Source organism: Brevundimonas sp., assembly GCF_046295075.1.
Taxonomy (GTDB): domain Bacteria; phylum Pseudomonadota; class Alphaproteobacteria; order Caulobacterales; family Caulobacteraceae; genus Brevundimonas.
In genome coordinates, this window is record NZ_JBKBOC010000013.1 from 24,618 (window position 1) to 48,289 (window position 23,672).

27 protein-coding genes and 1 other annotated feature are annotated in these 23,672 nt (G+C 66.8%); of the genes, 6 read left to right on the forward strand and 21 right to left on the reverse strand.

All coding sequences use genetic code 11. The features are described from left to right. Nucleotides 1–32: 32 nt before the first annotated feature. Genes ACK4MH_RS11005 through ACK4MH_RS11015 form a run of 3 tightly spaced genes read right to left on the reverse strand, consistent with a single transcriptional unit; the run spans nt 33 to nt 1,694 of the window. Nucleotides 33–815, reverse strand: coding sequence for a sulfite exporter TauE/SafE family protein (locus tag ACK4MH_RS11005; protein WP_409718125.1), 783 nt, complete (start codon nt 813–815; stop codon nt 33–35). 4 nt (nt 816–819) lie between these two features. After that, entirely contained in the window at nt 820–1,356 is a 537-nt protein-coding gene (locus tag ACK4MH_RS11010) for a rhodanese family protein (protein WP_409718128.1), read from the reverse strand. A gap of 5 nt (nt 1,357–1,361) precedes the next feature. Continuing rightward, nucleotides 1,362–1,694 carry an ArsR/SmtB family transcription factor gene (locus ACK4MH_RS11015; RefSeq protein WP_409718130.1) on the reverse strand — a complete coding sequence of 111 codons (333 nt, stop codon included), beginning with the start codon at nt 1,692–1,694 and terminating at the stop codon, nt 1,362–1,364. 71 nt (nt 1,695–1,765) lie between these two features. On the opposite strand from ACK4MH_RS11015, the gene ACK4MH_RS11020 reads away from it, so the two are divergent. Then, entirely contained in the window at nt 1,766–2,632 is an 867-nt protein-coding gene (locus ACK4MH_RS11020) for an MBL fold metallo-hydrolase (RefSeq protein WP_409718133.1), read from the forward strand. A gap of 4 nt (nt 2,633–2,636) precedes the next feature. On the opposite strand, the gene ACK4MH_RS11025 is transcribed toward ACK4MH_RS11020, so the two are convergent. From ACK4MH_RS11025 to ACK4MH_RS11035, 3 genes are read right to left on the reverse strand one after another with little or no spacing between them, the layout of a single operon-like run. After that, nucleotides 2,637–4,304 carry a putative bifunctional diguanylate cyclase/phosphodiesterase gene (locus tag ACK4MH_RS11025; RefSeq protein ID WP_135193559.1) on the reverse strand — a complete coding sequence of 556 codons (1,668 nt, stop codon included), beginning with the start codon at nt 4,302–4,304 and terminating at the stop codon, nt 2,637–2,639. A 31-nt stretch (nt 4,305–4,335) separates the two neighbouring features. Beyond that, nucleotides 4,336–4,914, reverse strand: coding sequence for a GNAT family N-acetyltransferase (locus tag ACK4MH_RS11030; protein WP_135193560.1), 579 nt, complete (start codon nt 4,912–4,914; stop codon nt 4,336–4,338). A 35-nt stretch (nt 4,915–4,949) separates the two neighbouring features. Continuing rightward, the gene (locus tag ACK4MH_RS11035) at nt 4,950–5,555 is read right to left on the reverse strand and encodes a TetR/AcrR family transcriptional regulator (RefSeq protein WP_135193561.1); all 606 of its coding nucleotides are present in this window, start codon (nt 5,553–5,555) and stop codon (nt 4,950–4,952) included. Between the two features lie 47 nt (nt 5,556–5,602). On the opposite strand from ACK4MH_RS11035, the gene ACK4MH_RS11040 reads away from it, so the two are divergent. From ACK4MH_RS11040 to ACK4MH_RS11055, 4 genes are all read left to right on the forward strand, one after another. Continuing rightward, complete coding sequence (locus ACK4MH_RS11040; protein WP_409718139.1) at nt 5,603–6,439, forward strand: metal-dependent hydrolase; 837 nt, start codon at nt 5,603–5,605, stop codon at nt 6,437–6,439. 104 nt (nt 6,440–6,543) lie between these two features. After that, the gene (locus ACK4MH_RS11045; RefSeq protein ID WP_409718142.1) at nt 6,544–8,034 is read left to right on the forward strand and encodes a DUF1800 family protein; all 1,491 of its coding nucleotides are present in this window, start codon (nt 6,544–6,546) and stop codon (nt 8,032–8,034) included. Beyond that, complete coding sequence (locus ACK4MH_RS11050; protein WP_409718145.1) at nt 8,031–9,224, forward strand: DUF1501 domain-containing protein; 1,194 nt, start codon at nt 8,031–8,033, stop codon at nt 9,222–9,224. Before ACK4MH_RS11045 ends, ACK4MH_RS11050 begins: the two co-directional genes overlap by 4 nt. 60 nt (nt 9,225–9,284) lie before the next feature. Further along, nucleotides 9,285–9,348: a sequence feature (sul1 is cis-regulatory element that is thought to sense ions involved in sulfur or methionine metabolism; They are found in Alphaproteobacteria), on the forward strand. A 56-nt stretch (nt 9,349–9,404) separates the two neighbouring features. Then, nucleotides 9,405–10,883: a SulP family inorganic anion transporter gene (locus ACK4MH_RS11055; protein ID WP_409718302.1), complete on the forward strand. Its 1,479-nt coding sequence runs from the start codon at nt 9,405–9,407 to the stop codon at nt 10,881–10,883. 7 nt (nt 10,884–10,890) lie between these two features. On the opposite strand, the gene ACK4MH_RS11060 is transcribed toward ACK4MH_RS11055, so the two are convergent. Further along, the gene (locus ACK4MH_RS11060; protein ID WP_346494861.1) at nt 10,891–11,118 is read right to left on the reverse strand and encodes a hypothetical protein; all 228 of its coding nucleotides are present in this window, start codon (nt 11,116–11,118) and stop codon (nt 10,891–10,893) included. A gap of 237 nt (nt 11,119–11,355) precedes the next feature. On the opposite strand from ACK4MH_RS11060, the gene ACK4MH_RS11065 reads away from it, so the two are divergent. Further along, nucleotides 11,356–11,568, forward strand: coding sequence for a cold-shock protein (locus tag ACK4MH_RS11065; protein ID WP_008260410.1), 213 nt, complete (start codon nt 11,356–11,358; stop codon nt 11,566–11,568). A gap of 624 nt (nt 11,569–12,192) precedes the next feature. Here the strand turns inward: ACK4MH_RS11065 and ACK4MH_RS11070 are convergent. The 14 genes from ACK4MH_RS11070 to coxB form a co-directional block, all read right to left on the reverse strand. Then, nucleotides 12,193–12,351: a hypothetical protein gene (locus ACK4MH_RS11070; RefSeq protein ID WP_409718149.1), complete on the reverse strand. Its 159-nt coding sequence runs from the start codon at nt 12,349–12,351 to the stop codon at nt 12,193–12,195. 57 nt (nt 12,352–12,408) lie between these two features. Next, the gene (locus ACK4MH_RS11075) at nt 12,409–12,963 is read right to left on the reverse strand and encodes an NADPH-dependent FMN reductase (RefSeq protein WP_409718151.1); all 555 of its coding nucleotides are present in this window, start codon (nt 12,961–12,963) and stop codon (nt 12,409–12,411) included. 281 nt (nt 12,964–13,244) lie between these two features. Then, complete coding sequence (locus ACK4MH_RS11080) at nt 13,245–13,709, reverse strand: hypothetical protein (RefSeq protein WP_409718154.1); 465 nt, start codon at nt 13,707–13,709, stop codon at nt 13,245–13,247. A gap of 627 nt (nt 13,710–14,336) precedes the next feature. Beyond that, complete coding sequence (locus ACK4MH_RS11085) at nt 14,337–15,551, reverse strand: M16 family metallopeptidase (RefSeq protein ID WP_409718157.1); 1,215 nt, start codon at nt 15,549–15,551, stop codon at nt 14,337–14,339. Nucleotides 15,552–15,601: 50 nt separating this feature from the next. Further along, entirely contained in the window at nt 15,602–16,303 is a 702-nt protein-coding gene (locus ACK4MH_RS11090) for an SURF1 family protein (protein WP_409718160.1), read from the reverse strand. After that, entirely contained in the window at nt 16,300–16,701 is a 402-nt protein-coding gene (locus ACK4MH_RS11095) for a DUF983 domain-containing protein (RefSeq protein WP_409718163.1), read from the reverse strand. The genes ACK4MH_RS11090 and ACK4MH_RS11095 overlap by 4 nt, the downstream gene beginning before the upstream one ends. Beyond that, a complete protein-coding gene (locus tag ACK4MH_RS11100) occupies nt 16,698–17,606 on the reverse strand; it encodes a cytochrome c oxidase subunit 3 (protein WP_135194798.1) in 909 nt (302 codons plus the stop codon). Before ACK4MH_RS11100 ends, ACK4MH_RS11095 begins: the two co-directional genes overlap by 4 nt. Nucleotides 17,607–17,720: 114 nt before the next feature. Continuing rightward, nucleotides 17,721–18,416, reverse strand: a complete 696-nt coding sequence (locus ACK4MH_RS11105) for a hypothetical protein (protein ID WP_409718166.1) — start codon at nt 18,414–18,416, stop codon at nt 17,721–17,723. Nucleotides 18,417–18,640: 224 nt separating this feature from the next. Next, nucleotides 18,641–19,057, reverse strand: coding sequence for an NUDIX domain-containing protein (locus ACK4MH_RS11110; RefSeq protein WP_409718169.1), 417 nt, complete (start codon nt 19,055–19,057; stop codon nt 18,641–18,643). Beyond that, nucleotides 19,057–19,593 (reverse strand): cytochrome c oxidase assembly protein, encoded by a 537-nt coding sequence (locus tag ACK4MH_RS11115; RefSeq protein ID WP_135194795.1) that lies wholly within the window; start codon nt 19,591–19,593, stop codon nt 19,057–19,059. The genes ACK4MH_RS11110 and ACK4MH_RS11115 overlap by 1 nt, the downstream gene beginning before the upstream one ends. Next, nucleotides 19,590–19,763, reverse strand: a complete 174-nt coding sequence (locus ACK4MH_RS11120; protein ID WP_409718172.1) for a hypothetical protein — start codon at nt 19,761–19,763, stop codon at nt 19,590–19,592. Before ACK4MH_RS11120 ends, ACK4MH_RS11115 begins: the two co-directional genes overlap by 4 nt. 4 nt (nt 19,764–19,767) lie before the next feature. Beyond that, nucleotides 19,768–20,733, reverse strand: coding sequence for a heme o synthase (cyoE, locus tag ACK4MH_RS11125; protein WP_409718175.1), 966 nt, complete (start codon nt 20,731–20,733; stop codon nt 19,768–19,770). 91 nt (nt 20,734–20,824) lie between these two features. After that, nucleotides 20,825–22,510, reverse strand: a complete 1,686-nt coding sequence (ctaD, locus tag ACK4MH_RS11130; RefSeq protein WP_409718178.1) for a cytochrome c oxidase subunit I — start codon at nt 22,508–22,510, stop codon at nt 20,825–20,827. Nucleotides 22,511–22,525: 15 nt separating this feature from the next. Beyond that, the gene (coxB, locus tag ACK4MH_RS11135) at nt 22,526–23,521 is read right to left on the reverse strand and encodes a cytochrome c oxidase subunit II (RefSeq protein WP_409718181.1); all 996 of its coding nucleotides are present in this window, start codon (nt 23,519–23,521) and stop codon (nt 22,526–22,528) included. Nucleotides 23,522–23,672: the final 151 nt, after the last annotated feature.

A 23,672-nucleotide genomic window follows, 5' to 3' on the forward strand; every position in this document is an offset into this window, starting at 1 on the left:
TGGCTAGACGCCTCACGGACGATGCCTCGGCCTCAAAGCGCCAGGATCGCCCGCACCGCGACATAGACGGCGACCACCAGGATAAGCCCGGCGAACAGGGCGCGGCCCAGCGCCACATTGGCGCCCAGTCGGCGCGCCAGCGGCAGGCCGGCCGCCGTGCCCGCCACCCCGCCCACGGTCATGGCCGCGACCAGACCGGGGTCGATCCAACCGGACAGGGCGTAGTTGCCGGCCGTCGTGGCCCCAAAGGCCGCGACGCTGAGCAGGGACGTCGCCTGGGCGGTCGCCAGGCTCATGCCCGTGGACGCCATCAAGCCGGGCACGATCAGGAACCCGCCGCCGATGCCGAAGAAGCCCGCCGCTGACCCGACCCCCGCCCCGGCCAGGCCGATCCTGGGCGACATGGCCCAGTTGAGCCGGGGCTCGGCGCGAACAACGACGGGCTTGGGGCGGAGCATCGACAGGCCGACCGCCGCCATGGCCACCGCGAAGATCAGCAGCAACTGATGGCCGTCGATCATCTTGGCCAGGGATGAGCCGACCCAGGCGCCGGCCGCGCCGGTGACGGCGAACAGGATGGCGCAGGGCCAGCGCACCCGCCCGGCCTTCGCTTGGCCGGCCAGGGCCGTCAGGGCGTTCAGCGCCACCCCCGCCGCCGAGACGCCGATGGCGACATGCGGGTCTTTGACGCCGACGAGATAGAGCAGCAACGGCACCGCCAGCACCGACCCGCCGCCGCCGAACAGCGTCAGCAGCAGGGCGACGACGCCGCCGCTGAAGGCGGCCAGGCTCAGGGCCAGCAGATCGGTCGTCATGGCGTCAGGCGACCCCAGCCGCGCTTCGGTTCCAGGGCATGACGGCGAGCAGGCGCGCCATGCCGCAGAAGCCGGTGGCCCCCGCGACGAACAGGCCCGCGCCGACGAAGGCGGACAGGCCCCAGAAGGCGGGATGCACCAACAGGCCGAGCGCCGCCCCGGTCAGGATCAGCCCCCCCGCCGCCATCTGGACCTGCCGCATCAGCTCGATGGGCTTGGACCGGTCGGTGCGGGTCGCCAGGCCTTGCCTCTTCCAGGCGTCCAGCCCGCCGTCCAGGACGAAGGCCTGACCCGGAACCTGGGCCGCCAGGCGGTCGCAGTTGACGCCCGTCCGGTTTCCGGTCCGGCAGGTGAAGATCACGTCGCGCCCGTCCGCAAGAGTGCGCGCGGACTCATCGAAACTGGACAGCGGCGCATGGACCGCCCCCGCGACATGTTCGCGTACGAACTCGTCCTGTTCGCGAATGTCGATCAGGACGGCGCTGTTTTCCATCAGGCGGCGCGAGACCTCGGCGGGGGACAAGGGGGTCAGGACGGTCATCGGGATCATTCCTTTTCGGGAGCAAGAGGGGGACAGTAGATTTCAGCCAGGACGGCGATCACCTTCAGCACGGCCGGGTCGGCGATGCGGTAGAACACCGCCGTGCCGTCGCGCCGCGTGGCGACCAGGGCCTCGTCCCGCAGCTTGGCCAGATGCTGGGACAGGGCCGACTGCGACAGGCCGACCAGCGGCAGAAGCTGGCCGACCGACATCTCGCCCTCGCCCAGTTGGCACAGGATCATCAGCCGTTTCTCGTTGGACAGGGCGCGCAGCAGGGCCGACGCCTCGCCCGCGCTGGCCTGGAAACGCTCAAGTCCGATGGTTTGAAGGTCGATCATGAGCCGCAATATATTCGCACTTGCTAAATTAGCAATACCTAATATGTTGAAACGCGAAAGGAGCCTTCTCCATGGCCCACATCCCCGACGTTCGCGGCTTCTTCGACCCCGCGACCCATACTGTGACCTATCTGGTCAGCGACCCGGCCACCGGCATGGCCGCCATCATCGACCCGGTGCTGGATTTCGACGCCGCGTCCGCCCGCACTTCCACCCGATCGATCGACGCGGTGATGGCGGCGCTGGAAACGGCGGGTCTGACCTTGGCGATGGTGCTGGAAACCCACGCCCATGCCGATCACCTGACGGCCGCCGCCCATCTTCGACGCGCGACGGGCGTCTCCATCGGGATCGGCGCCCATATCACCGAGGTGCAATCGACCTTCGCCCCTCTGTTCGGCGCGGACGACGTGCGCAGCGACGGTCGGGTGTTCGATCATCTCTATGGCGACGGTGATTTATTCGCTCTGGGCGACCTGTCGGTCCAGGTGATCCACACGCCGGGCCATACCCCCGCCTGCGTCAGCTACAGGATCGGCGATGCGGTCTTCACCGGCGACACCCTGTTCATGCCGGACTACGGCACGGCCCGCACGGACTTCCCCGGCGGCGACGCCCGAACCCTCTATCGGTCGATCGAGCGCCTGCTGTCCCTGCCCGACGACACCCGCGTCTTCGTCGGCCACGACTATCTGCCGCAGGGCCGCACCGACTACCGGTTCGAGACGACCGTCGCCGATCAGCGCGCCCATAACATCCACGTCGGCGGCGGGGTCTCGGAAGAGGATTTCGTGGCCATGCGCGAAACCCGCGACGCCACCCTGGGCGCGCCCCAGCTGATCCTGCCCTCGCTCCAGGTCAACATCCGCGCCGGCGACCTTCCGCCGCCCGACGCCGGCGGACAGCGCTATCTGCGCCTGCCGCTAAACGCGATCTGACGGCTTACGCCGACCGCTGCTTCAGCGGGGCGGTGCCGTCGGCCAGGCTTTCGGCCAGATAAACCTCCGCCTCCTGGGCCGGGAGCGCGGGGGCGTAGCCGAAGCCCTGGCCGTAGTGGCATTGGGCTTCCAGCAGCAGGGCGGCCAGTTCGGCGTTCTCGACCCCTTCGGCGACGACTTCCAATTCCAGATCGCGGCCCAGGTTGACCACCGACTTGACGATCTTGGCCGAGCCCTCGTCCTTGTTCATCGTCAGGACGAAATAGCGGTCGATCTTCAGCGTATCGAACGGCAGGCGCGCCAGATAGGACAGGGACGAGAAGCCGGTGCCGAAATCGTCCAGCGCCAGCGACGCCCCGACGTCCTTCAGCGATTGCAGCACCTCGGCGGCGCGCGCGGTGTCGCGCATGATGTCGCCCTCGGTGACTTCCAGCTTCAGCGCGCCCCGTGGCAGGCCGCTTTCCTTGATGATGCGCGCCACGTCCTCGCACAGGTGCGGGCGTTCGATCTCGCCGACCGACAGGTTGACGCTGCAGAACATCTTGCCCGCCAGCGGATGGCGTTCGATCCATTCCGCCAGTTGACGCGCCGACTGGGTCATCATCAGCAGGCCCAGGTCGTTCATCATGCCCAGGTCGGCGGTCAGGCCCAGGAACTCGTCCGGCGGCACCAGGCCGCGGCGCGGGTGACGCCAGCGCGCCAGGGCCTCGAAGCCCGCCACCGCCCCGGTGTTCAGGTTCACGATGGGCTGGAAGAAGGGCACGATCTCGCCGCGCACGAAGGCGTTCCTCAGATCCGCCTCCAGCGCCAGGCGGCTCAAGGAATCGCTCTCCAGCGCCCGGCCATAGGCGGCCGATCCGCCGCGCCCGGCGCCCTTGGCAGATTCCACCGCCAGCTCGACCCGGCGCAACAGTTCGGCGGCGTCGGGCGCATCCGGCCCGCCCTCCACCATCACCGCCCCGATGGAGACGGTCGGATAGATGTCGAAGCCCGCGACCCGCAGCGGCTGCTCCAGCGCATCGCGGACGCGGTAGCTGGTGTGAGAGGCGGTCCTGGGCACGATGATGGCGAACTCGTCCTCGCCGATTCGCGCCGCCGAGGCGTCCTTGTTGAAGGCGGCGGCCAGACGCGAGCCCAAGGCCGACAGCACCAGGTCGGTGCGCTCATGCCCCAGCGCCTCGTTCAGGCGCCGCAGACGATCCACGTCGCCGACCACAATCTCGTATTCGCCGGGCTGGGTCAGGACCTCGCCCACGCGCGCGATGAAGGCGCGACGGTCCAGCAGGCCCGTCAGCGTATCCCGATCCGATCCGGCGAACTTGGTCTCCAGCGCCACGACCCCGGCGGCGCGCAGTCCGTCCTCCAGCCAGACGCCGCGCCACAGGCAGGTCTCGGACCCACGCATCCGCAGGCGCACGGCGACCTCGGCCCCCTCGTCCTGCGGTTTCAGCATGCGTTCGGCCAGGCTGCGATCCTGGGGCATGGCCAGGGCGACGAAGCCGGCGGCGGTGCATTCCGGGGCCAGCGGCCCCAGGCCCAGCGACCGCGTCGCGCCGGTGAAACGCAGTTCGTCCGTCGCCGGCGTCCAGACCCACAGGGCCGTGTCGGCGGCCGCCAACGCCTCGATGGCGGTCGTGGCGTCCCAGGCCAGCGATCGGGATCGTGGTGTCACGCGTCTCGCCCTTCCAGACGGCCCCCGGCCGTCAACGCTCGTCCTCGACCAGGCCGAACAGCAGATGATCTGCCCACTCGCCGTTAATTTTCAAATAAGCCCTAGCCCGACCTTCGTTGCGAAAGCCCGATTTCTCCAGAACACGACGCGAACCGTGGTTGGTGGGCAGGCAGGCCGCCTCCAGCCGGTGCAGCTTCAGCTTGTCGAAGGCGTATCCGACCACGGCCTGCACCGCCGCCGTCGCCACACCCTGGCCGGAATGGGGCTGGCCGATCCAGTAGCCCAGCGTCCCGGTCTCGGCGACGCCGCGCCGCACGTTCGACAGGGTCACCGCCCCCGCCAGGGTCTTGCCGCCGTCAACCAGCACGAAAAAGGGCCAGGCGTGGCCCAGCTCCATCTCACGCGCATAGATGGACAGCCGACGCCGGAACGCCGCCTTGGTCAGGTCGTCCTCGGGCCAGGCCGGCTCCCACGGTTGCAGATAGTCGCGCGACCCGTCGCGCAGCGTGGACCAGGCGGCATAGTCGCCGGCGCGCGGCGGCCGCAGCAGCACGCCGTCCCCCCGGACCACCGGCCCGGCCACATCGCTCATCCAGTCCAGCAGGGCCATGACGCCTCATACAACAGGACGACTGTGGCCTGAACTCACGGTTCCGCCAAGACGGTCGCCGTCAACTTCAACGCCAGCTCACGACCCAGGCCCTCGGGCGCGCCCAGCATCGGCGTCAGGATGTCGCCGATCAGCCCCTCGGCGAAGGCCATATAGGCCGCCGTCATGACCAGCGACCGCGCCCGTTCGGCCGCCCTGGGATCGTCGGGCGCCATGGCCGCCAGCCGGTCGGCCAGGTCCCGCACCACCCCGCCGAAGCTTTCCGCCCGCCCCTGCTCGCGCGCCAGGGCCAGCCAGGCCGCCATCTGCGACGCCCCGCCCTTGCCGAAGGCGTCGAAGACGACGGTCATCAACCGATCCGGCTCCACCCCCTCGCGCCCTTCGCCCGATCCTTCGTTCAGGCCCGCCTCGATCCGTTCGGCCAGATCGCGCACCATCGCGTCCATCAGCGCGCCCTGAAGCCCGGCCGCCGAGCCGAAATGGTGGATCAGATTGGCGTGGCCCACGCCCATCCGCTCGCCCACCGCCTTCAGCGTCACCGCCGCCGGGCCGCCGGACAGCAGCAGGTCGCGCGCCGCCTCCAGCGCCTCTTCGCGCGCCACCGCCCCGCGCCGCCGCTTCACCGGACCATTAGTTGACATTGATGTCAGTTAACTCCATATTCCTCTCGAAATCGAGGAGCAGAAACATGGCGAAATCCGCCACCCCCGCCGATCTCCAGATCAGGCCGCGCGACCTGCATATCGACCGCGAGGCCCCGACGCCACGCTGGTGGCTGAACGGCGACCCGTTCGGCACGGCCGTGATGAACGCCCTCAGCCTGACCTTTCCCGACGGCGAGCGGTTCTTCATCCAGTCGGTCAAGCGGTTCGCCAAGGATACGCCCGCAAACCTGGCCGCCGACATCCGCGCCTTCACCGTCCAGGAAGGCGCCCATACGCGCGAACACATGGCCTTCAACGCCATCACCGCCCGCGCCGGCTACGAGACCGCCGAGATCGAGGCCTATGTCACGGCCCGCCTGGATATCGCCCGCGCCCGCCCGGCCATCGCCCAACTGGCGGCCACCATGGCGCTGGAGCATTTCACCGCCGCCTTCGCCCATCGGCTGCTGGCCGACCCCGACCTGCTGAAGGGCTCGCCCACCGACCTGGCCCGCCTGTGGCGCTGGCACTCCATCGAGGAGATCGAGCACAAGGGCGTGGCCTATGACGTCTTCCTGCACGCCACCCGCGAGATGTCGCCGCTGAACCGCTGGCGGCTGCGGCGCTGGGCCATGCTCCTGACGACCCTGCTGTTCACCAAAACGGTGCGCGAGACGACCCTGATGCTGTTGAAGCAGGACGGCATCGTCGGCTGGAAGGCGCGCCTGGGCCTGTTCCGCTGGCTGTGGCTGAAGCCGGGTCTCTATCGCCGCATGATCGGGGACTATGTCGCCTTCTACAAACCCGACTTCCACCCGTGGCAGGTGGACGACCGCGACCTGATCGCCGACGCCGAGGCGGGCCTGGCACAACCCGCCTGATACGGGCCGCCTGATACGGGCCGCCTGACCCTTCGATCCGATCTCGCGACGGAGTTTTCGCACCGGCTGCGTTACACTCTGCGGGGACGGACGAGGAGAAGGCCATGGCTTCATCACCGACCGACGCCGCCATCGCCCTGACCCGCCTGGGTCTCGGCGCCAGGCCCGGCGAGATCGAACGCGTCGCCGCCGATCCACGCGGCTGGGCCACGGCCCAGATCCGGCCCCAGGGCGCGCCTCAGCCGTCGGGCCAGTTCGCCGACACCGCCCAGCGCGTCGCCCAGTATGTCGACTATCAAAGCGACGCCGGTCAGGTCCGCCGCGATCGACGCTCTGCGCCACAGGTCGGCGCCACGTCCACGTCAATGGCGCAGACCGCGCCCGCCCCCGATACCGATCCAGACGCCGTCGCCCGGCGCGAGGCCCGCCAGGCCGCGCGTCGAGAGATCACCCAGGATACGGCGCAGGAGTTCCTGGCCCGCGCGCAGCTGGGCGCGACCACAGACGACGGTTTCGCCGAGCGGTGGACGCTGTTCTGGGCCAACGCCGTCACCGTCTCGGCCGTCAAATTCGCCAGCGGCGCCTTCGTCGGCCAGTACGAGCGCGAGGCCATCCGCCCGCACGTCTTCGGCCGGTTCGAGGATCTGGTCCTGGCCGCCGAACAGCATCCCGCCATGCTTCTGTATCTGGATCAGGCCCGCTCGGTCGGTCCCGACAGCGTGGCCGGCGCCCGCCGCAACGCCGGGCTGAACGAGAACCTGGCCCGCGAGATGATGGAGCTGCACACCGTCGGCGCCGACGCAGGCTACACCCAGGCCGACGTGACCGAACTGGCCCGCGCCCTGACCGGCTGGTCGATTCCCACAGCGCGCGATCAACGTCAGCCCGCCCGCCCACGAAGGGCGCGCATGGCGGCCGCACAGGCCCAGCCTGCGGCGAACGGATTCGTCTTCCGCCCCAATGTCCACGAACCGGGCGACCGCACGGTGATGGGCAAGACCTATCCGGCCGCAGGCCTGGCCCAGGGTCAGGACATCCTGCGCGACTTGGCCCGACATCCGGCAACCGCCAAACGCCTGTCGCGCCGCCTCGCCGCCCATTTCGTCGCCGACGACCCGCCACCGGCCCTGGTCGCCCGGCTGGAAGACGCCTGGACCCGTTCGGGCGGCGACCTGGCCCAGGTCGCCCGCGCCCTGGTCGAGGCGCCCGAGACCTGGACGCCCCAGCCCGCCAAGATCAAGACGCCCTACGACTTCGTCGTCTCCACCCACCGCGCCCTGGGAACCCGGCCCCAGCGAATCCAGCCCCTGCGCCAGGCCCTGCTGGACATGGGCCAGCCGCCGTTCGCCGCCCCCTCGCCCGAGGGGTGGCCCGACGCGGCCGCCGACTGGGCCGGTCCCGACGCCCTGGTCAAACGGCTGAACTGGTCGCGCACCGCCGCCGACGCGGCCCAGGCGGCCGACCCGAACGCCGTCGCCGCCGCCGCCCTCAGTGCGCGCCTCGGCGAACGCACGCGCCTCGCCGTCGCCCGCGCCGAAAGCCGGCCCGAGGCCCTCACCCTTCTCTTCATGTCGCCGGAGTTCCAACGCCGATGACCGCCCTCAACATGAACCGCCGCCACCTGCTGGCCGCCGCCTCGGCCGGGGTCGGCCTGGCCTTCGCCGGACGGGTCGCCGCCCAGACCAACGGACCGGCCAACAAGCTGGTCGTCGTCATCGCGCGCGGCGCCATGGACGGCCTGTCCGTCACCGTCCCCTATGGCGACCCAAACTACGTTCCGCTGCGTGGCGGCCTGGCCATCCCCGCCCCCGGCGAGGCGAACGGCGCCCTGGCGCTGGGCGAGGGCTTCGGCCTGCACCCCGCGCTGGCCGGCCTGCACGACCTGTATGGCGCCGGCCAGATGCGGTTCGCCCCGGCCGTGGCCCTGCCCGTCCGCATCCGCTCGCATTTCGACGCCCAGGACGTGCTGGAGAACGGCGGCGAGGGTCTGCGTCAACAGACCGACGGCTGGCTGAATCGCGCCATCACAGCGGCGGGCGGCGCGTCGCTGAAGGGCCTGTCGATCGGCGCCCAGACGCCGCTGATCCTGCGCGGCGACGCCCCCGTCTCCAGCTGGGCGCCGGGCGGCCAGGTGCGCGGCGGCGACCGCATCGCCTCCCTGCTTCAGGACCTCTATGTCGAGGATCCGATGCTGGGTCAGAACCTGGCGCGGGGCCTGGCGACCGAGGAGCTGGTCGGCCAGGGGCAGAACATGGACGGCGACGCGGCGCGCGTGCGCCGAAACGACGTCCTTGGCCTGGGCCGCGCCGTCGCCCGACTGATGTCCGGCGCCGAGGGGGCCGACATCGTCGCCGTCTCGCTGGACGGGTGGGACACCCATGCGGGCCAGCGCGCGCAGCTTCAGACGCGGCTGACCGGCCTGGATCAACTGGTCACGGGTCTGAAGGACGGGCTGGGCGAAACATGGTCGCGCACGGTGGTCGTCGTCGCCACCGAGTTCGGCCGCACCGCCCGCGCCAACGGCACGCAAGGCACCGACCACGGCACCGGCTCCTCGCTGTTGCTCGCGGGCGGGGCGATCAAGCGCGGCGGCCCCATCGGCGACTGGCCGACCCTGGCCGACAACCGTCTGTTCGAGAACCGCGACCTGGCGCCGACGATGGATATCCGGTCCGTGTTCAAAGGCGTGCTGCGCGATCATATGGGCGTCGATCGCGCCGCCTTGGACACCCGCGTCTTCCCCGGCAGCGCCGCAGAGGCGCACGCGATGGACGGTCTGGTCTAGCCCAAACCCCGCCGCGACACTTGCTTTTTGCGGCGCAACATCGCATCAGGACGCCATCACCTTGGACCCGGCCCTGTTCGCAGGCGACGGGTGGCTATCCCCGCCGCCGATCCGCTGGGAAACCGAGCCCCAAAACCGAAGCATCGGTACGGCTCATCCAGATGAAATCCTGAAATGTCCATCATCGCCTCTGCGCGCCAGCAATGGCTCGCCAATCCTCGCCGCGACCTGCTGGCGGGGACCGTCGTGGCCCTGGCCCTGATCCCCGAGGCCATCGCCTTTTCCATCATCGCCGGGGTCGATCCGGCCGTCGGCCTCTACGCCAGCGTCGTCATCGCCGTAACCATCGCCTTCGTCGGCGGTCGCCCGGCCATGATCTCGGCCGCCACCGGGGCCATGGCCCTGCTGATGGTCACGCTGGTGCGCGACCACGGGCTGGAATATCTGTTCGCCGCCTCCATCCTGTGCGGCGTATTCCAGATCGTCATCGGCCTGCTGAAACTGGGCCGCTACATCAAGTTCGTCAGCCGCAGCGTCATGACCGGCTTCGTCAACTCCCTGGCGATCCTGATCTTCCTGGCCCAGATGCCCGAACTGATCGGCAGGGGCTGGATCACCTACGCCTTGGTCGCGGCGGCCCTTGTCGTCATCTACGGCTTTCCCCGCATCACCAAGGCCGTGCCCTCGCCCCTGGTCGCCATCGTCGCCATCAGCGCGGTGGTGATCGTGATGAAGCTGGACGTGCGCACCGTCGGCGACATGGGCCAGATGCCCACGACCCTGCCGATGTTCCACCTGCCCGCCGTGCCCCTGACGTGGGAGACCTTCGTCATCATCGCCCCGATCTCGGCGACCCTGGCCTTCGTGGGTTTGCTGGAAAGCCTGCTGACCGCCAATCTGATCGACGACATCACCGACACCCCGTCCGACAAGGACCGCGAGACGCGCGGCCAGGGCATCGCCAACATCCTGTCGCCCCTGTTCGGCGGCATGGCCGGCTGCGCCATGATCGGCCAGTCGATGATCAACGTCGGGTCCGGCGCGCGCGGGCGGCTGTCCACCCTGTGGGCCGGCCTGTTCCTGCTGTTCCTGATGCTGGTGCTTCAGGACTGGGTCGCGCAGATCCCGATGGCGGCCCTGGTCGCGGTCATGATCATGGTCTCGGTGGGGACGTTCGACTGGAGTTCGTTGCGGAACCTGCGCAGCCTGCCCTTCCAGTCGTCCCTGGTGATGATCGCCACCACCGTCACCGTCGTCCTCACCCATGACCTGTCCAAGGGGGTGATCCTGGGCGTGCTGCTGTCGGCGGTCTTCTTCATGCGCAAGGTCGGCAAGACCATCACGGTCACCGAGATCGAGACGCCGGAGGACGGCGTGCTGCGCTACCGGGTCTCAGGCCAGCTGTTCTTCGCCTCGGCCGACCTGTTCGCCGCCAGCTTCGAGCATCACGGCCATCCCACACGCGTCGAGATCGACCTCAGCGACGCCCATCTGTGGGATCTGACCGGCGTCGCCGCCGTGGACAAGGTCGTCTTCCGCTATCGCCGCCAGGGCGCCCAGGTCGAGGTGGTGGGCATGAACGACGCCGCCCGCACCCTGGTCACGCGGGTGGGGCGGTTCGAGAAAATGCATCTGCCGGACGGGACCGGCGCGCACTGAGGAGGCGTCAGGCGGCGTCTGAAGCCTGTTCCGCGTCGGCGTTGGCGACCACGTCCGGCTTGGGCATCTTGCAGATGCGGTTCAGGTCGGCGCGGATCGAACTGCCCTGGAAATGCGAAATCTCGGCGCCGGAATAACCCTCGCCTGACAAGGCCTTGACGACGTCGCCGGTGTTCAGACAATCGGGCGAACGGGCGAGCTGGTAGGCGCGCTCCACGACGTGGGTGCGGTTCATGATGGGAGCCTTTCGTGATCCTTAACAACGCCCGCCAAGCTAAACCGTTCCGACCGTTGAATTTCCTTCACATGAGTCACTCTTGCATCCACCGCGAATATCTGCGCACATATCGCTCGTCGATCTCTCTGCGTAACGCCCACTCTCTCTGCGAACGCACGAGTCAAGGCCGCTCCCATTCAGACCCGACAGGCCGAACGGACGTTCCCTCGGTCAATTTCTAACGGAGGTCTCAAAATGGCTACCGGCACTGTTAAATGGTTCAACCCCACCAAGGGTTATGGCTTCATCCAACCCGACGACGGCGGCAAGGACGTTTTCGTCCACATCTCGGCCGTTGAAGGCGCTGGCCTGCGCGGCCTGGATGAAAACCAAAAGGTTTCCTACGAGCTGGAACGCGACAAGCGTTCGGGCAAGGAATCCGCTGGCCAGCTGCAAACCATCGGCTGATTTCAGCTTCACAGCTGATATGGCGACGGCGGCTCCTCACGGAGCCGCCGTTTTCAATTCTAGGTCAGAACGCCAGCGGCGGCCTCAGCCAGCCTTATCTTGGGGCTCAAGACTGCAATCTTCGGCCCAAACCTCTTGCTGATCCACGTTGAGATCGGTCGTGACCCGATCGCCACGCCTCAAGCCCATACCCAGGCTGTCGAGCAGCGGTACGAACAGGTCGCGGAAATCTAGAACCTGATGGTCGAATTGATCTTCATCGTAATAGCTAGGCACATGGGTTCGCGTCCAATAACGCTGTTCCCCATATCAGCGCTCCGGAAAGCATTTCGTTCCATTTTACTTGGATATTGGGAAATAAAAATCCCAATATCGCCTGTCGTTGCGCGCTATGTCCTTGATATCGACGACGCAATATTTTCGACCGGAAAATAAGTCGGCGAACGATTTGACAATTCTTCCCGATAAATACTGAACCAGTATCAGGCGCTGGACAGGTCCGACCACAAGAATATTCTGCCTGACCAGGCGGAATATCGGCTGATGCTTAATTGACGACGACGGCTCCTTACGAAGCCGCCGCCTTGATTTCCGGTTCTGATCCGAAGGACCGTCTGCCGCCCGCTATCGCCCGAAACAGGTCCGTTCGATGAAGCTCTGCGCAGCAGCCGAGGCCTCGGACGGATTGTGACCGCCGTCGAACTCCAGCGCAGCGAACAGCGCCTTGGCGACGCGCAGCGCCTCGTCTTTCAGTCCGCGCGATAGTCCGCGTCCGTTCCCCAACGCGCGCCAATTACGCCCCTGTCGGCGGGAAGCAGCGCCACGGCGCAACAGAGGCGATCAGCCCTTCGTCATGTCGATCCACTTGGCGAACGCATCGGTGAAGCTCTTCAGGAACGCCCTCGTATCGTCCTTCTTCAGCTTGCCGTCGTCATCCAGCAGGTCGGCGACATTGCCGATATAGGCTTCGGGCTGCTGCATCGTGGGCATGTTCAGGAAGACCAGGGGCTGGCGCAGGTGGTGGTTAGCGCCGAAAGCGGCCAGGGCGCCGGGCGAGACGCTGACGATAGCGGCGGGCTTGCCCTGCCAGATACTGTGGCCATAAGGGCGCGAGCCGACGTCCAGAGCGTTCTTCAGCGCGCCGGGGATGGAGCGGTTGTATTCCGGTGTCACGAAAACCACGGCCTCGGTCGTCTCGACCTCCTCGCGGAACCGTTCCCAGACTGGCGGCGGGTTGTCCGTCTCCAGATCGGGATTGTAGAGCGGCAGGTCGCCAATCTCGATCAGTTCCAGTTCAAGCCCCGGCGCGGCGAGCGCCTTAATTTCCAGGCCGATGGCGCGGGAATAGGATCCCTCACGTAGGCTGCCGACGATCAGGGCGACGCGGACGGGCATGGGAAGTCTCCGGGCTGGACGGGTTCAAGCGCCAGCTTAACCGATCCGGTGGTCGGATGTTCCGTTCAACCCACCCCCCGTCACCCTCGGGCTCGTCCCGAGGGCCCACGGCGGGGCCGGTCGCTGATCTCGATCCTGTCGCTGCAACGGCGGGCCGCGTGTGATAAAAAGTAGGCCTTCGGGACAAGCCCTCCAATGAGGGGGATACACCGACACTGGCAAACCCGGTCGACAGCACAGAAGCGGACATTGCGACGGGCTGTTCGGGGTGGAACGCGGACCTATTGTCTGCCTGGCGCTCGCGCAGAAAGGTTTTCGAAAAAACTCATCCGTTCTATGAGCTGAGCATCCCCTGATTTCAAATCTTCGGATGTAAGCACCTCAGGCGCTTCCCGCGCCAGTTGACTACAGAGAAGTGGATAGGCCTTCTTTGCATCCCGAAAACTTTGCTCGAACTGTGAAGGAGATGCGTCTTCAGGAAGGTTACGAGGCGGTAAGTCGGTCTCGTGTCGCACTATGCTTTCGTTTATGAGCCGGCTGATTTCAGTCTCAGGCATACCGGCTTCTGACGCTCGGCTTTCGACCCGCCCCTGCATGTCGTGCAATGGGTCGAAGTTAACTTCATATCCCATACGCGCGCATCCGCTGGACACTATGAAAAGTCGACCGAAACGATCGATGTCCGATAAAAGCGCACCCTGTTCACCGAGCTGCATCGCCGCAATCGTCACCAAAACTGCTAGCATTTTTCTGCTCCATGAGCGCGGGCTCGCAGCAATGGCCGAAAACCATCTAAGAGGCGATGAACGACTACAATGGGTCGATTTCGGTCTTAGGCTTCAGAGCCGAAAGCGGACGCAACTTCCAGGTCGAAAAATCGCCAGGGTCATGATCATCTCGGGTAGATGGCAAAAGCGGGATAGGACATCCTTCCATCATGCTCAGCTCAAGTCTCATTCGTTGGTCGGTTATTCTATCCGCCACAGCTTGGCTGGCGAGTTGTGAACGAAGGCCCACGCTTTTCAGCGACCAAGTAGTTTGGATTGAGCGAGCGACCACGGAGGGGCTCATCTGGATGACGCCCGGCATAGATTGCTTGATTATTCCCAGCCCAAGTGCGGTTCGCGTAAATGTCCAAACTCTGGATCACGCGACGGCAATCGCCCGCGAACGTGAGATCGCGCAGCATAACCGAAGCCTCTCTCGTAAGGTGGTGGCGGAAACGTGCGCAAAATAGATGTCGGCTTTGGGTCGTGAAGAGAAGTTTACCCCGCCCCCTGACCCGGACATTCAGATGGCCACCGCTAGGAATTGTCTGTCCCGGTGAACTCCCGCCCGAGGGGGACGGAAGTTAAGAAAGAAGAGCCAAAAGCCTAGCCCCCGAACAGGGCCGTCGCGAACGCCTCGCCCGCCGGTCCCGCCGACTTCGGCCCCAGCACGGCGCTGGCCGCCTGGCCCGACGCCAGCAGCCGCCCGCCGACCGCCCGCACGTCCGCGACGGTCTGGGCCTCCAGCTGTTCGGTCATCGACAGGCTGGAGCGCGGCGCGCCGAAGATCAGCGTCTGGGCGGCGTTGCGTCCCGCCCGGCTCATCGGGTTCTCGTCCGACATCCACAGACCGGCCTTCATCACCGCCTTGGCCCGCGACAGTTCCTTTTCGGTCGGGCCGGTCTCGGCCAGGGCCCGCACCTCGGCCGCCGCCACCTGCGCCAATTCTTTCGCCCGATCCGCCGCCGCGCCGGCGTAGATGCCCAGCACGCCTGTGTCCTCGTACGGCTCCTGATAGGCGTCGATGGCGTAGGCCAGGCCCCGCTCCTCGCGCGCGCTCTGGAACAGGCGCGAGGCCATGCCCCCGCCCAGGATCTCGCCGAACAGCCGCATCGCCGACAGGGCCGGATCGGTCGCCGAAAGCGCCGGCAGCTGGAACACCAGATTGGCCTGTTCGATCTTACGCGTCAGTTTCGCTTGGCCGCCGACGAAGGCCGCCGGCGCCGGCGCCTGGACCGGGGTCGCGACGGCGTCGCCGAACCAGCGCTCGGCCAGGGCCAGCAGCTCGGTCTCGTTCACCGAGCCCGACACCGACACCACCATCCGGTCGGGCGAATACAGCCGCGCGCGCCAGGCCTCGACCGTCGCCTTGTCCGCCGGTTTCAGGCTGACGACCGAGCCCAGGATCGGCCGGCCCAGCGGCTGGCCGGTGAAGGCGCGGGTCTGGACCATCTCAAACACGTGGTCGTCGGGCGTATCGAAGGCCTCGGCGATCTCCTGGGCCACCACATCCTTCTCGCGCTCGATCTCGGCGGGGTCCAGGGTGGGGCGGAACACCAGGTCCGACAGAACCTGCATGGCCAGCGGCAGCGAGCCGGCCAGCCCGCGCACCTCGAAACTGGTCCGCTCATAGCCGGTGGACGCGTTGATCGTGCCGCCCTCGGCCTCGATCCGTTCGACGATCTCGCGCGCGGCCATGTCGCCGGCGCCCTTGAACACCAGATGCTCCAGCAGATGGGACCAGCCGGAGTGATCCTCCGCCTCCCACCGCGCCCCGCCCTTGACGGTGACGACGACGGCCAGAGTCTTGAGCCCCGGCATGGGGTCGCAGATGACGCGGACGCCGTTGGACAGGGTGTGCAGAGAAGCGGTCAGGAGATGTCTTTCTTGGTTCGACGCCGAAGCAGGGCCACATAGAAACCCACAAGCGCGATCGCCAGTCCGAACCATGTCATCGCATAGCCCAGATGGTTGTTCGAAAAGGCCGCAGGCGGCGCGGACGGCCTCAGGGCCGGGAACTCGGGATTGACGGTGGTGACGGCGAACACCGCCTCCGGCCGCACCGGCCCCGTGACGTTCAGCGCCTTGGCCATGGCGGCGGTGTCGCGGGCGTAGAAGCGGCCGTCCCTCGGGGCGGGGCTCATGGCGCCCGGCTTGTCGAAGGTGCGGAACTCCCCGACCATTACCAGCGGCAGGGTGGTTTCGACCACGCGCGGCCTCGCGGTCACGCCGTCGCCGACGAAGCCCCGGTCGATCAGCAGGCTGAAATCCACCCCCGCCGGTTTGCAAGTCGAGATCAGACGCACCCCGGCCTCGCCGTCATGGATGCTTTGCAGCTCGATGAAGGGCGCGCTGGCCAGGCCCGGACAGACCATCAGCGCCTTACGGAACTCCAGATCGCCTTCCGCCAACACCTGATCCAGCGGCGCGGGCGGTTTCGCCGCCGCCGCATCGGCCGCCGCGATCAGCCCTTCCTTCCACTTCAGCCGCTCGACCTGCCACACGCCCAAGCCGATCAGCAGGATCAGGGCCAGGACCGTCAGCACGGTCAGTATCCAGGGAAAACGCTTCATCGCTGATTCCGGTATTGCAGCCCGATCATCAGCCCCCGTCCTGGCCGCATCAAGACCAGCGACAGGGCCACGACCAGAGGCAGCCAGACGATCAGATGCAGCCACATGGGCGGATGGTATTTGATTTCGACGAACAGGGCCGAGAAGCCGACGATAAAGCCCGCGATCTGCATGATGAAGCTGGCTGGGCCGTCGCCCGTCTGGATGGTCGTGTAATCCAGGCCGCAGACCGCACAGGCCGGCGCCACCTTCAGAAAGCCCGCGAACAGCGCGCCCTGCCCGCATCGGGGACAGCGCCCGCGCAGGGCCGCGCGAACCGGTGTTTCGGAAACGACGACGGCGCGGGACGATCCCTCGTCCCGCGCCGTCTTGAGGTCTTCAGGACCGTCTTGGATCAACCGAAGACGACATAGACGAAGGCGAACAGGAACAGCCAGACCACGTCCACGAAGTGCCAGTACCAGGCCGCCGCCTCGAAGCCGAAATGCTTCTGCGGGGTGAAGTCGCCGGCCAGCAGGCGGATCAGGCAGACCGCCAGGAAGATGGTGCCGATCAGGACGTGGAAGCCGTGGAAGCCCGTCGCCATGAAGAAGATCGACCCATACAGGCCCGAGTTCACGGCCTCTTCGTTGAAGAACAGGTGCTCGTGCAGGATGTGGTGATATTCATAGGCCTGAACGCAGGTGAAGATCACGCCCAGCGCCACAGTGATGCCCAGGGCGATCTTGGCGCCCTTGCGGTCGCCGACCTGGATCGCGTGGTGGGCCCAGGTGACGGTGCAGCCGCTCAGCAGCAGGGTCACGGTGTTCAGCAGCGGCAGCTGCCAGGGGCTCAGGACCTCGACGCCCTTGGGCGGCCAGGTCGACCAGGCCTTGGCGGTGTCGGCCCAGGTCCCGACTTCCGGCGTCAGCGCCCGCGATTCATGGAACAGGGCCATGTCGAAGAACATCCAGAAGAAGGCGACGAAGAACATCACCTCCGACGCGATGAACAGGATCATGCCGTAACGCAGGCCGATGGACACGACCGGCGTATGGTCGCCCGCCTTGGATTCCTTGATCACGTCCGCCCACCAGCCGAAGGCCGAGATCAGCACGCCCGCAAGACCGGCGAAGAAGACGCCCGACTTGCCCTCGGCCAGGAAGTTGGCGGCGATCGGACCGTTCTCGGCCGGGGCCAGACCCTTCATCCAGATCACCGCGCCGATGAACATGATGGTCGCCGCAACGGACGACAGCAGCGGCCAGGGGCTGGGCGGCACCAGATGGTAGTCGTGCTGCGGAGTGGCGTGGGCGTCAGCCATGTATCGCGTCTCTTCGTCGGCCAGAGTCGGTTGTTATAGCGGCTATAGCGTCCCCATTTGTCCGACGCCAGAGCCACGCCGTGTTTCGGCCTTGTTCAGGGTCGCGAACGGGGTTCAGGCCTTGCGCGTCGGCGGATCGGCGGGGTCGTCAGGGCTTGAGCCCATGCCGCCGCCCATGCCCATTCCTCCGCCCATGCCGCCCCCCATGCCGCCTCCGCCACCGCCGCCTCCCCCGCCGCCGGCCCCGCCGCCCCGGCCTCCGCTCGACGACGGCCGTGTCGGTCCTTGCAGCGGAATGTCCGCACCCGTCGGAACCGGCGCCAGGTCCAACGCCTGGCGGATGAAGTCGCGCAGCGAGACCACCAGCTCATGCGTCCGCACAGGCCGCCCGGCGACCAGCTCGCGCGCCGCCTGCTGCGCCAGCCGCACCTGATCCTCGGTGCCCAGCAGGATGATGTCGGCCAGACAGGCCTCGACCGCATCGCGGATGCGCCGGGTGCGATCCGAGCCCGCCGCCGCCTCGGCGCTCAGATCCAGCCCCGCGTCCCCGTCCGACACATTGCGGCGGCTCAGATCGCGCTTGTGCGTCGGATCGACGGTCAGGTCGCCGGTGAACGACCCGCCCAGGACCTTGTAGGCCGCGATCAGCGTCTTCAGCCGTTCGTTGATCTGGCGGTTCATCCGCTCGCGCCGCTGCTGGATGGTGAACATCATCACCAGCCGGATGCCCATGCCGATCAGGGTGACCAGCGCCAGCCCCAGCAGGGTGAGCAGCAGACTGTGCCAGTTGGTGAAGTCCAGACCGCGCAAATCCCGTCTCCGTCATTTCGCCGTGCAAGACCGCACGCTGGAGCTTAACGCGCGCCGACGCAAACGGCCCCTTCCCCTAAACCGTCACCCTCGGGCTTGTCCCGAGGGCCCACGGCGGGTGTAGTCTCGGACATGGAGAGTTGCCCACGGGCGGCGGCCCAGCGGCGATATGGAGCCTCGTCAGCGGTGGGCCCTCGGGACAAGCCCAAGTGTGACGGCGGTGATTATTGCGCCATCAACGCTGCAAACGCCTTGGCCGAAAACGCCGATAGCGGCTGGGGCAGGTCGTCGAGGTCGAACCAGCCGATCTCCGACAGCTTGTCCGGTTCGGTCAGCGTCGCCTCGCCGGTGAAGTCGCCCGTGACATAGATCAGCGACACCCAATGCTGGCCGTCGGCGGGAATGACCTCTTCGGCTAAACACAGGAAGTCGACGGCGCCGATCTTGAGCCCGCTCTCCTCCTCGGCCTCGCGACGCGCGGCGATGTCTGAAGTCTCCATCAGATCGACCTTGCCGCCGACGATGTTCCAGAACCCGGCCTCGGGCGCCTTCAGCCGCTTGCACAGCAGCACCCGCCCGTCGGCCCGCTGGATCACCAGGCCGCAACCCACGCCGGGAAAGTCCACGCCGGGCTTGTTCATCAGGCCTTGGGCGCGTCCACGGACGGATAGAAGGTGTAGCTCAGGGTGATGTCGCGCGCGCCCTTGGCCTCTCGGTCGGTGGCCAGTTCGGGGGCGATGAAATACTGCATCGGGAACTGGCGCGTCTCGCCCGCCGCCAGCGTCTGGTCGGTGAAGCAGAAGCATTGCAGCTTCTGGAAATACGGCCCCGTCTGTTCGGGCGAGACGTTGTAGCTGGCCCGCACCTGGATCGGCTTGTCCGAGGTGTTGGTCACGTCGAAATAGGCCAGGCCCGTCTCGCCGATCCGCACGCGCTGCGTCGATTGCTCGGCCTTGAAGGTCATCGGCAGGCCGCGGACATTGGTGTCGAACCGCACCAGTACCGTCTCGTCCAGCACGATGTCCGAGGCCTTGTCCGCCTTCATCGTCGTGCCGCCGAAGCCGGTGACCTGGCAGAACATCCGGTACAGCGGCACCGCCGCGAACGCCGCCCCCGTCATCCCCATCACGCCGAAGACGCAGACGATGGCGATCAGATTCTTGCGGTTCGCGTTCATTGCGCCGTGGTCCCCGTCGCCGCCTCCAGCAGCGCCCGCTCGCTCGCCTGGTTCTGCTGCAGCCGCAGGACGGTGGTGGTGAAGACCAGGACGATGAAGGCGACCAGCGCCGCCGCGATCCAGACGTTGCGACGCTTGCGCGCGCGAAGTTCCTCAGGCGTCAGACGCATGGTTTTACGCTCCCAGACCGGACAAGGCCTCGACCAGAAGGGCCGAGAACAGGGCCATCAGATAGAGGATGGAAAAGGCGAACAGGTCTCGCGCCGGTTTGGCCTGGGCGCGCACATCATACAATGCGGCCTCGCGTCCCACGGCCTCGGCTTTGTCCGGCTCGTCGCCGGCGCGCGAGCGGTACAGGCGCAACGCCAGACCCAGGAAGCCCAGGCCGCCGGCGACCGACACCACCAGATAGATCAGGCCGCCCAGACCCACGAAGGCCGGGGCGATGGCGACCGGCACGAAGACCAGGGTGTAGAGCAGGATCTGCAACCGCGTGGACTTTGCCCCCTTCGCCACCGGCATCATCGGAATGCCCGCCTTGGCGTAGTCGCCGGCCGAATACAGCGCCAGCGCCCAGCTGTGCGGCGGGGTCCAAAGGAAGATGATGGCGAACAGCAGCCAGGCCTGCCACGGCGCCTGGCCCGTCGCCGCCGCCCAGCCGATCACCGGCGGAAAGGCGCCCGCCGCCCCGCCGATGACGATGTTCTGGGGCGTCCGACGCTTCAGCAGCAGGGTGTAGAAGCCGGCGTAATAGACGATGGTCATGGCCAGCAGACCGGCCGCCAGCCAGTTGGTGTTCATGCCCAGCAGCATGACCGAGAACAGGCTGAGGATGACGCCGAACGCCATGGCGTCGTTCTTCTTGACCCGCCCCGCCGCCACCGGACGGCCGCGCGTGCGCCGCATCAGGGCGTCGGTCTCGCCTTCCAGCGCCATGTTCAGGGCGCCGGCCGCGCCCGCGCCCACGGCGATGCACAGCACGGCGATGGCCGCCACCAGCGGATTGATCGACCCCGGCGCCACCACCAGGCCCGTCGCGGCGGTGAATACCACCAGCGACATCACACGTGGCTTCAACAGCTGGAAGAAATCTTCCGGCTGGGCGGTCGAGATGGCGGGTTGGGTTTGAACGTCAGTCATCTGTGCGCGCCGCATAGCATACCCAAAAGCAGAAGGCCGCCCCTTCCCGATGGAAAGAGCGGCCCGCTGTTTCAGATAGGCAGGAAAGGGATCAGTGTTCGTCGCCCTTGACCACCGGCAGCTCGTTGAACTGGTGCGTCGGCGGCGGCGAGGACAAAGTCCACTCCAGGGTCGTGGCGCCTTCGCCCCACGGGTTGGCGACGCCCGGACGACGACGGATCGCCGCCTCGGCCAGCATGATCAGGAAGACCAGCACGCCGAAGGCCGTGATCGCATAGCCGACCGACGACACCTGGTTCCACAGGGTGTAGGCGTCCGGATAGTCGATGTAGCGACGCGGCATGCCCTGAAGACCCAGGAAATGCTGCGGGAAGAACACCAGGTTCACACCCACGAACATGATCCAGAAATGGGTCGCGCCCAGGAACTCGTTGTACTTCACGCCGAACATCTTCTCGAACCAGTAGTAGAAGCCCGCAAAGATCGCGAAGACGGCGCCCAGAGACAGGACGTAGTGGAAGTGGGCCACGACGTAATAGGTGTCGTGCAGGCTGTAATCGATGCCGGCGTTCGACAGCACCACGCCCGTCACGCCACCGACCGTGAACAGGAAGATGAAGCCGATGGCCCACAGCATGGGCGTCTTGAAGCTGATGGACCCGCCCCACATGGTGGCGATCCAGCTGAAGATCTTCACGCCCGTCGGCACCGCGATGATCATGGTGGCGGCGATGAAATAGGCGCGCAGATTGATGCTCATGCCGACCGTGTACATGTGGTGCGCCCACACGATGAAGCCGACGAAGCCGATGGCCACCATGGCGTAGGCCATGGCCAGATAGCCGAACACGGGCTTGCGGCTGAAGGTCGAGACGATGTGGCTGATGATTCCGAAGCCCGGCAGGATCAGGATGTACACTTCCGGGTGGCCGAAGAACCAGAACAGGTGCTGGTACATGACCGGATCGCCGCCGCCGGCGGGATCGAAGAAGTGGGTGCCGAAGTTGCGGTCCGTCAGCAGCATGGTGATGGCGCCGGCCAGGACCGGCAAGCTCAGCAGCAGCAGGAAGGCGGTGATCAGCACCGACCAGGCGAACAGCGGCATCCGGTGGATCGTCATGCCCGGCGCGCGCATGTTCAGGATGGTGGTGATGAAGTTGATCGCGCCCAGGATCGAGCTGGCGCCCGCGACGTGCAGGGCGAAAATGGCCAGGTCAAAGGCCGGACCGACGTGGCCCGTGGTCGACAGCGGCGGATAGGCCGTCCAGCCCCCGCCGAAGCCCTTGCCCGGCCCCCCGTCGACGAACATCGACAGGACCAGCAGGCACCAGGCGGCCACCAGCAGCCAGAACGAGATGTTGTTCATGCGCGGGAAGGCCATGTCCGGCGCGCCGATCATGATCGGCACGAACCAGTTGCCGAAGCCGCCGATCATGGCGGGCATGACCATGAAGAAGATCATGATCAGGGCGTGGGCCGTGACGGTGACGTTGTAGCCGTGCTTGGACTGCTCCACGAGACCCAGAAGCTGGATCGACGAGCCTTCCCTGAACAGTTGGATGCCCGGCTCGGCCAGTTCCCAGCGGATCAGGCCCGACAGGGCGCCGCCCACGATGCCCGCCATGATGGCGAACATCAGATACAGGGTGCCGATGTCCTTGTGATTGGTGGACAGGAACCAGCGGGTGAAGAAGCCCACCTTGTGGTCGTCGTGGTGATGGTGGTCGTGAGCGTGACCGAGGTCGGTCGCGTCGCGGGTTACGATAGCGTCAGCCATATGTCTGTTCGCCTCTTACTGGGCGGCCGGCGCGGCGGGCGCCGCGGCGGGAACGGGTTGGTCGGCGGTGGCGCCGACGGGTGCGGCGGCCGGAGCGGCCTCGGCGGCTTCACCGGCGGCGGGCGCGGCGGCGGCCGGAGCGGCGGCCGGCGCGGGCTCGGCGACCTTGGGGGTCATCGAGCCGCCCTTGGAGGCGATCCACTGTTCGAACTGGGCCTGGGTCACGACCCGGATTTCCAACGGCATGAAGGCGTGGTCGACGCCGCACAGTTCCGAGCACTGGCCATAGAAGACGCCGGTGCGCTCGGCCTTGAACCAGGTGGTGTTGATGCGGCCGGGAACAGCGTCGGTCTTCAGGCCGAACGCCGGCAGGGCGACGGCGTGAATGACGTCGGAGGCGGTGATGACCAGTTGCACGGTCTTGCCGACCGGCACGACCATCGGCTCGGTCGCGGCTAAGCGATACGGCACGCCCTTGGCCTTGGCTTCCTCTTCCGGGAGCATGTTGGAGATGTATTCGGCGACGCCCTGGTCCGGGTACTCATAGGCCCAGTTCCACTGGTTGCCGGTCACCTTCACCGTCACGTCCGGCGTCGGCATGTCGTGATAGGCGAACAGCAGGCGGAACGAGAACAGGGAGATGAAGACCAGGATCACCACCGGCAGCACGGTCCAGATAATCTCGACCGTGGTATTGTGGCTCCAGCGCGCAGGCGTCGGATTGGACTTCTTGTTGTAGCGGAACACGATCCACGCCAGCAGGCCCAGCACCAGCAGGGTGATGGCCGTGATGATCGGCATCAGGATCACGTCGTGGAAGAAGTGCGCATCGTGCTTCAGCGGCGACGCGGCCGGCTGCAAGCCGATGCCGCCCGGCGTCGGCTGGCCCATCAGGTCCTGCGCCCACGTCGGCGACGCGGCGAAGATCGCCAGTCCGGCGCCCAGAACGATCGAAGACGCAGAAGCCGAAGCCCCTTTGAGCGTCCCTAGGGCTCGCTTGCCCATCCCCATACGAGACTTCCCCATAAAACCGTTTTGCAGCAGATACTTGCGAATGGCTCGCAAGAGATCACGCTGGCGCGATTCCCACGCCCGGCGATGTCGGTCACCTATCGGATCGCTTTCCGCTTGCCAAGCGATCAACGCCACAGAGGCCGCAAAG

What these genes read in the sequence shown, in the direction of transcription:
- ACK4MH_RS11045 (WP_409718142.1), top strand. Translation starts at nt 6,544, where the DNA reads ATGGCTTCATCACCGACCGACGCCGCCATCGCCCTGACCCGCCTGGGT.
- ACK4MH_RS11090 (WP_409718160.1), bottom strand. Translation starts at nt 16,303, where the DNA reads ATGAAGCGTTTTCCCTGGATACTGACCGTGCTGACGGTCCTGGCCCTG.
- ACK4MH_RS11075 (WP_409718151.1), bottom strand. Translation starts at nt 12,963, where the DNA reads ATGCCCGTCCGCGTCGCCCTGATCGTCGGCAGCCTACGTGAGGGATCC.
- ACK4MH_RS11020 (WP_409718133.1), top strand. Translation starts at nt 1,766, where the DNA reads ATGGCCCACATCCCCGACGTTCGCGGCTTCTTCGACCCCGCGACCCAT.
- ACK4MH_RS11060 (WP_346494861.1), bottom strand. Translation starts at nt 11,118, where the DNA reads ATGAACCGCACCCACGTCGTGGAGCGCGCCTACCAGCTCGCCCGTTCG.
- ACK4MH_RS11115 (WP_135194795.1), bottom strand. Translation starts at nt 19,593, where the DNA reads ATGAACGCGAACCGCAAGAATCTGATCGCCATCGTCTGCGTCTTCGGC.
- ACK4MH_RS11080 (WP_409718154.1), bottom strand. Translation starts at nt 13,709, where the DNA reads ATGCTAGCAGTTTTGGTGACGATTGCGGCGATGCAGCTCGGTGAACAG.
- ACK4MH_RS11120 (WP_409718172.1), bottom strand. Translation starts at nt 19,763, where the DNA reads ATGCGTCTGACGCCTGAGGAACTTCGCGCGCGCAAGCGTCGCAACGTC.
- ACK4MH_RS11015 (WP_409718130.1), bottom strand. Translation starts at nt 1,694, where the DNA reads ATGATCGACCTTCAAACCATCGGACTTGAGCGTTTCCAGGCCAGCGCG.
- ctaD (WP_409718178.1), bottom strand. Translation starts at nt 22,510, where the DNA reads ATGGCTGACGCTATCGTAACCCGCGACGCGACCGACCTCGGTCACGCT.
- coxB (WP_409718181.1), bottom strand. Translation starts at nt 23,521, where the DNA reads ATGGGGATGGGCAAGCGAGCCCTAGGGACGCTCAAAGGGGCTTCGGCT.
- ACK4MH_RS11010 (WP_409718128.1), bottom strand. Translation starts at nt 1,356, where the DNA reads ATGACCGTCCTGACCCCCTTGTCCCCCGCCGAGGTCTCGCGCCGCCTG.
- ACK4MH_RS11100 (WP_135194798.1), bottom strand. Translation starts at nt 17,606, where the DNA reads ATGGCTGACGCCCACGCCACTCCGCAGCACGACTACCATCTGGTGCCG.
- ACK4MH_RS11065 (WP_008260410.1), top strand. Translation starts at nt 11,356, where the DNA reads ATGGCTACCGGCACTGTTAAATGGTTCAACCCCACCAAGGGTTATGGC.
- ACK4MH_RS11085 (WP_409718157.1), bottom strand. Translation starts at nt 15,551, where the DNA reads ATGCCGGGGCTCAAGACTCTGGCCGTCGTCGTCACCGTCAAGGGCGGG.
- ACK4MH_RS11110 (WP_409718169.1), bottom strand. Translation starts at nt 19,057, where the DNA reads ATGAACAAGCCCGGCGTGGACTTTCCCGGCGTGGGTTGCGGCCTGGTG.
- cyoE (WP_409718175.1), bottom strand. Translation starts at nt 20,733, where the DNA reads ATGACTGACGTTCAAACCCAACCCGCCATCTCGACCGCCCAGCCGGAA.
- ACK4MH_RS11040 (WP_409718139.1), top strand. Translation starts at nt 5,603, where the DNA reads ATGGCGAAATCCGCCACCCCCGCCGATCTCCAGATCAGGCCGCGCGAC.
- ACK4MH_RS11035 (WP_135193561.1), bottom strand. Translation starts at nt 5,555, where the DNA reads ATGTCAACTAATGGTCCGGTGAAGCGGCGGCGCGGGGCGGTGGCGCGC.
- ACK4MH_RS11050 (WP_409718145.1), top strand. Translation starts at nt 8,031, where the DNA reads ATGACCGCCCTCAACATGAACCGCCGCCACCTGCTGGCCGCCGCCTCG.
- ACK4MH_RS11005 (WP_409718125.1), bottom strand. Translation starts at nt 815, where the DNA reads ATGACGACCGATCTGCTGGCCCTGAGCCTGGCCGCCTTCAGCGGCGGC.
- ACK4MH_RS11030 (WP_135193560.1), bottom strand. Translation starts at nt 4,914, where the DNA reads ATGGCCCTGCTGGACTGGATGAGCGATGTGGCCGGGCCGGTGGTCCGG.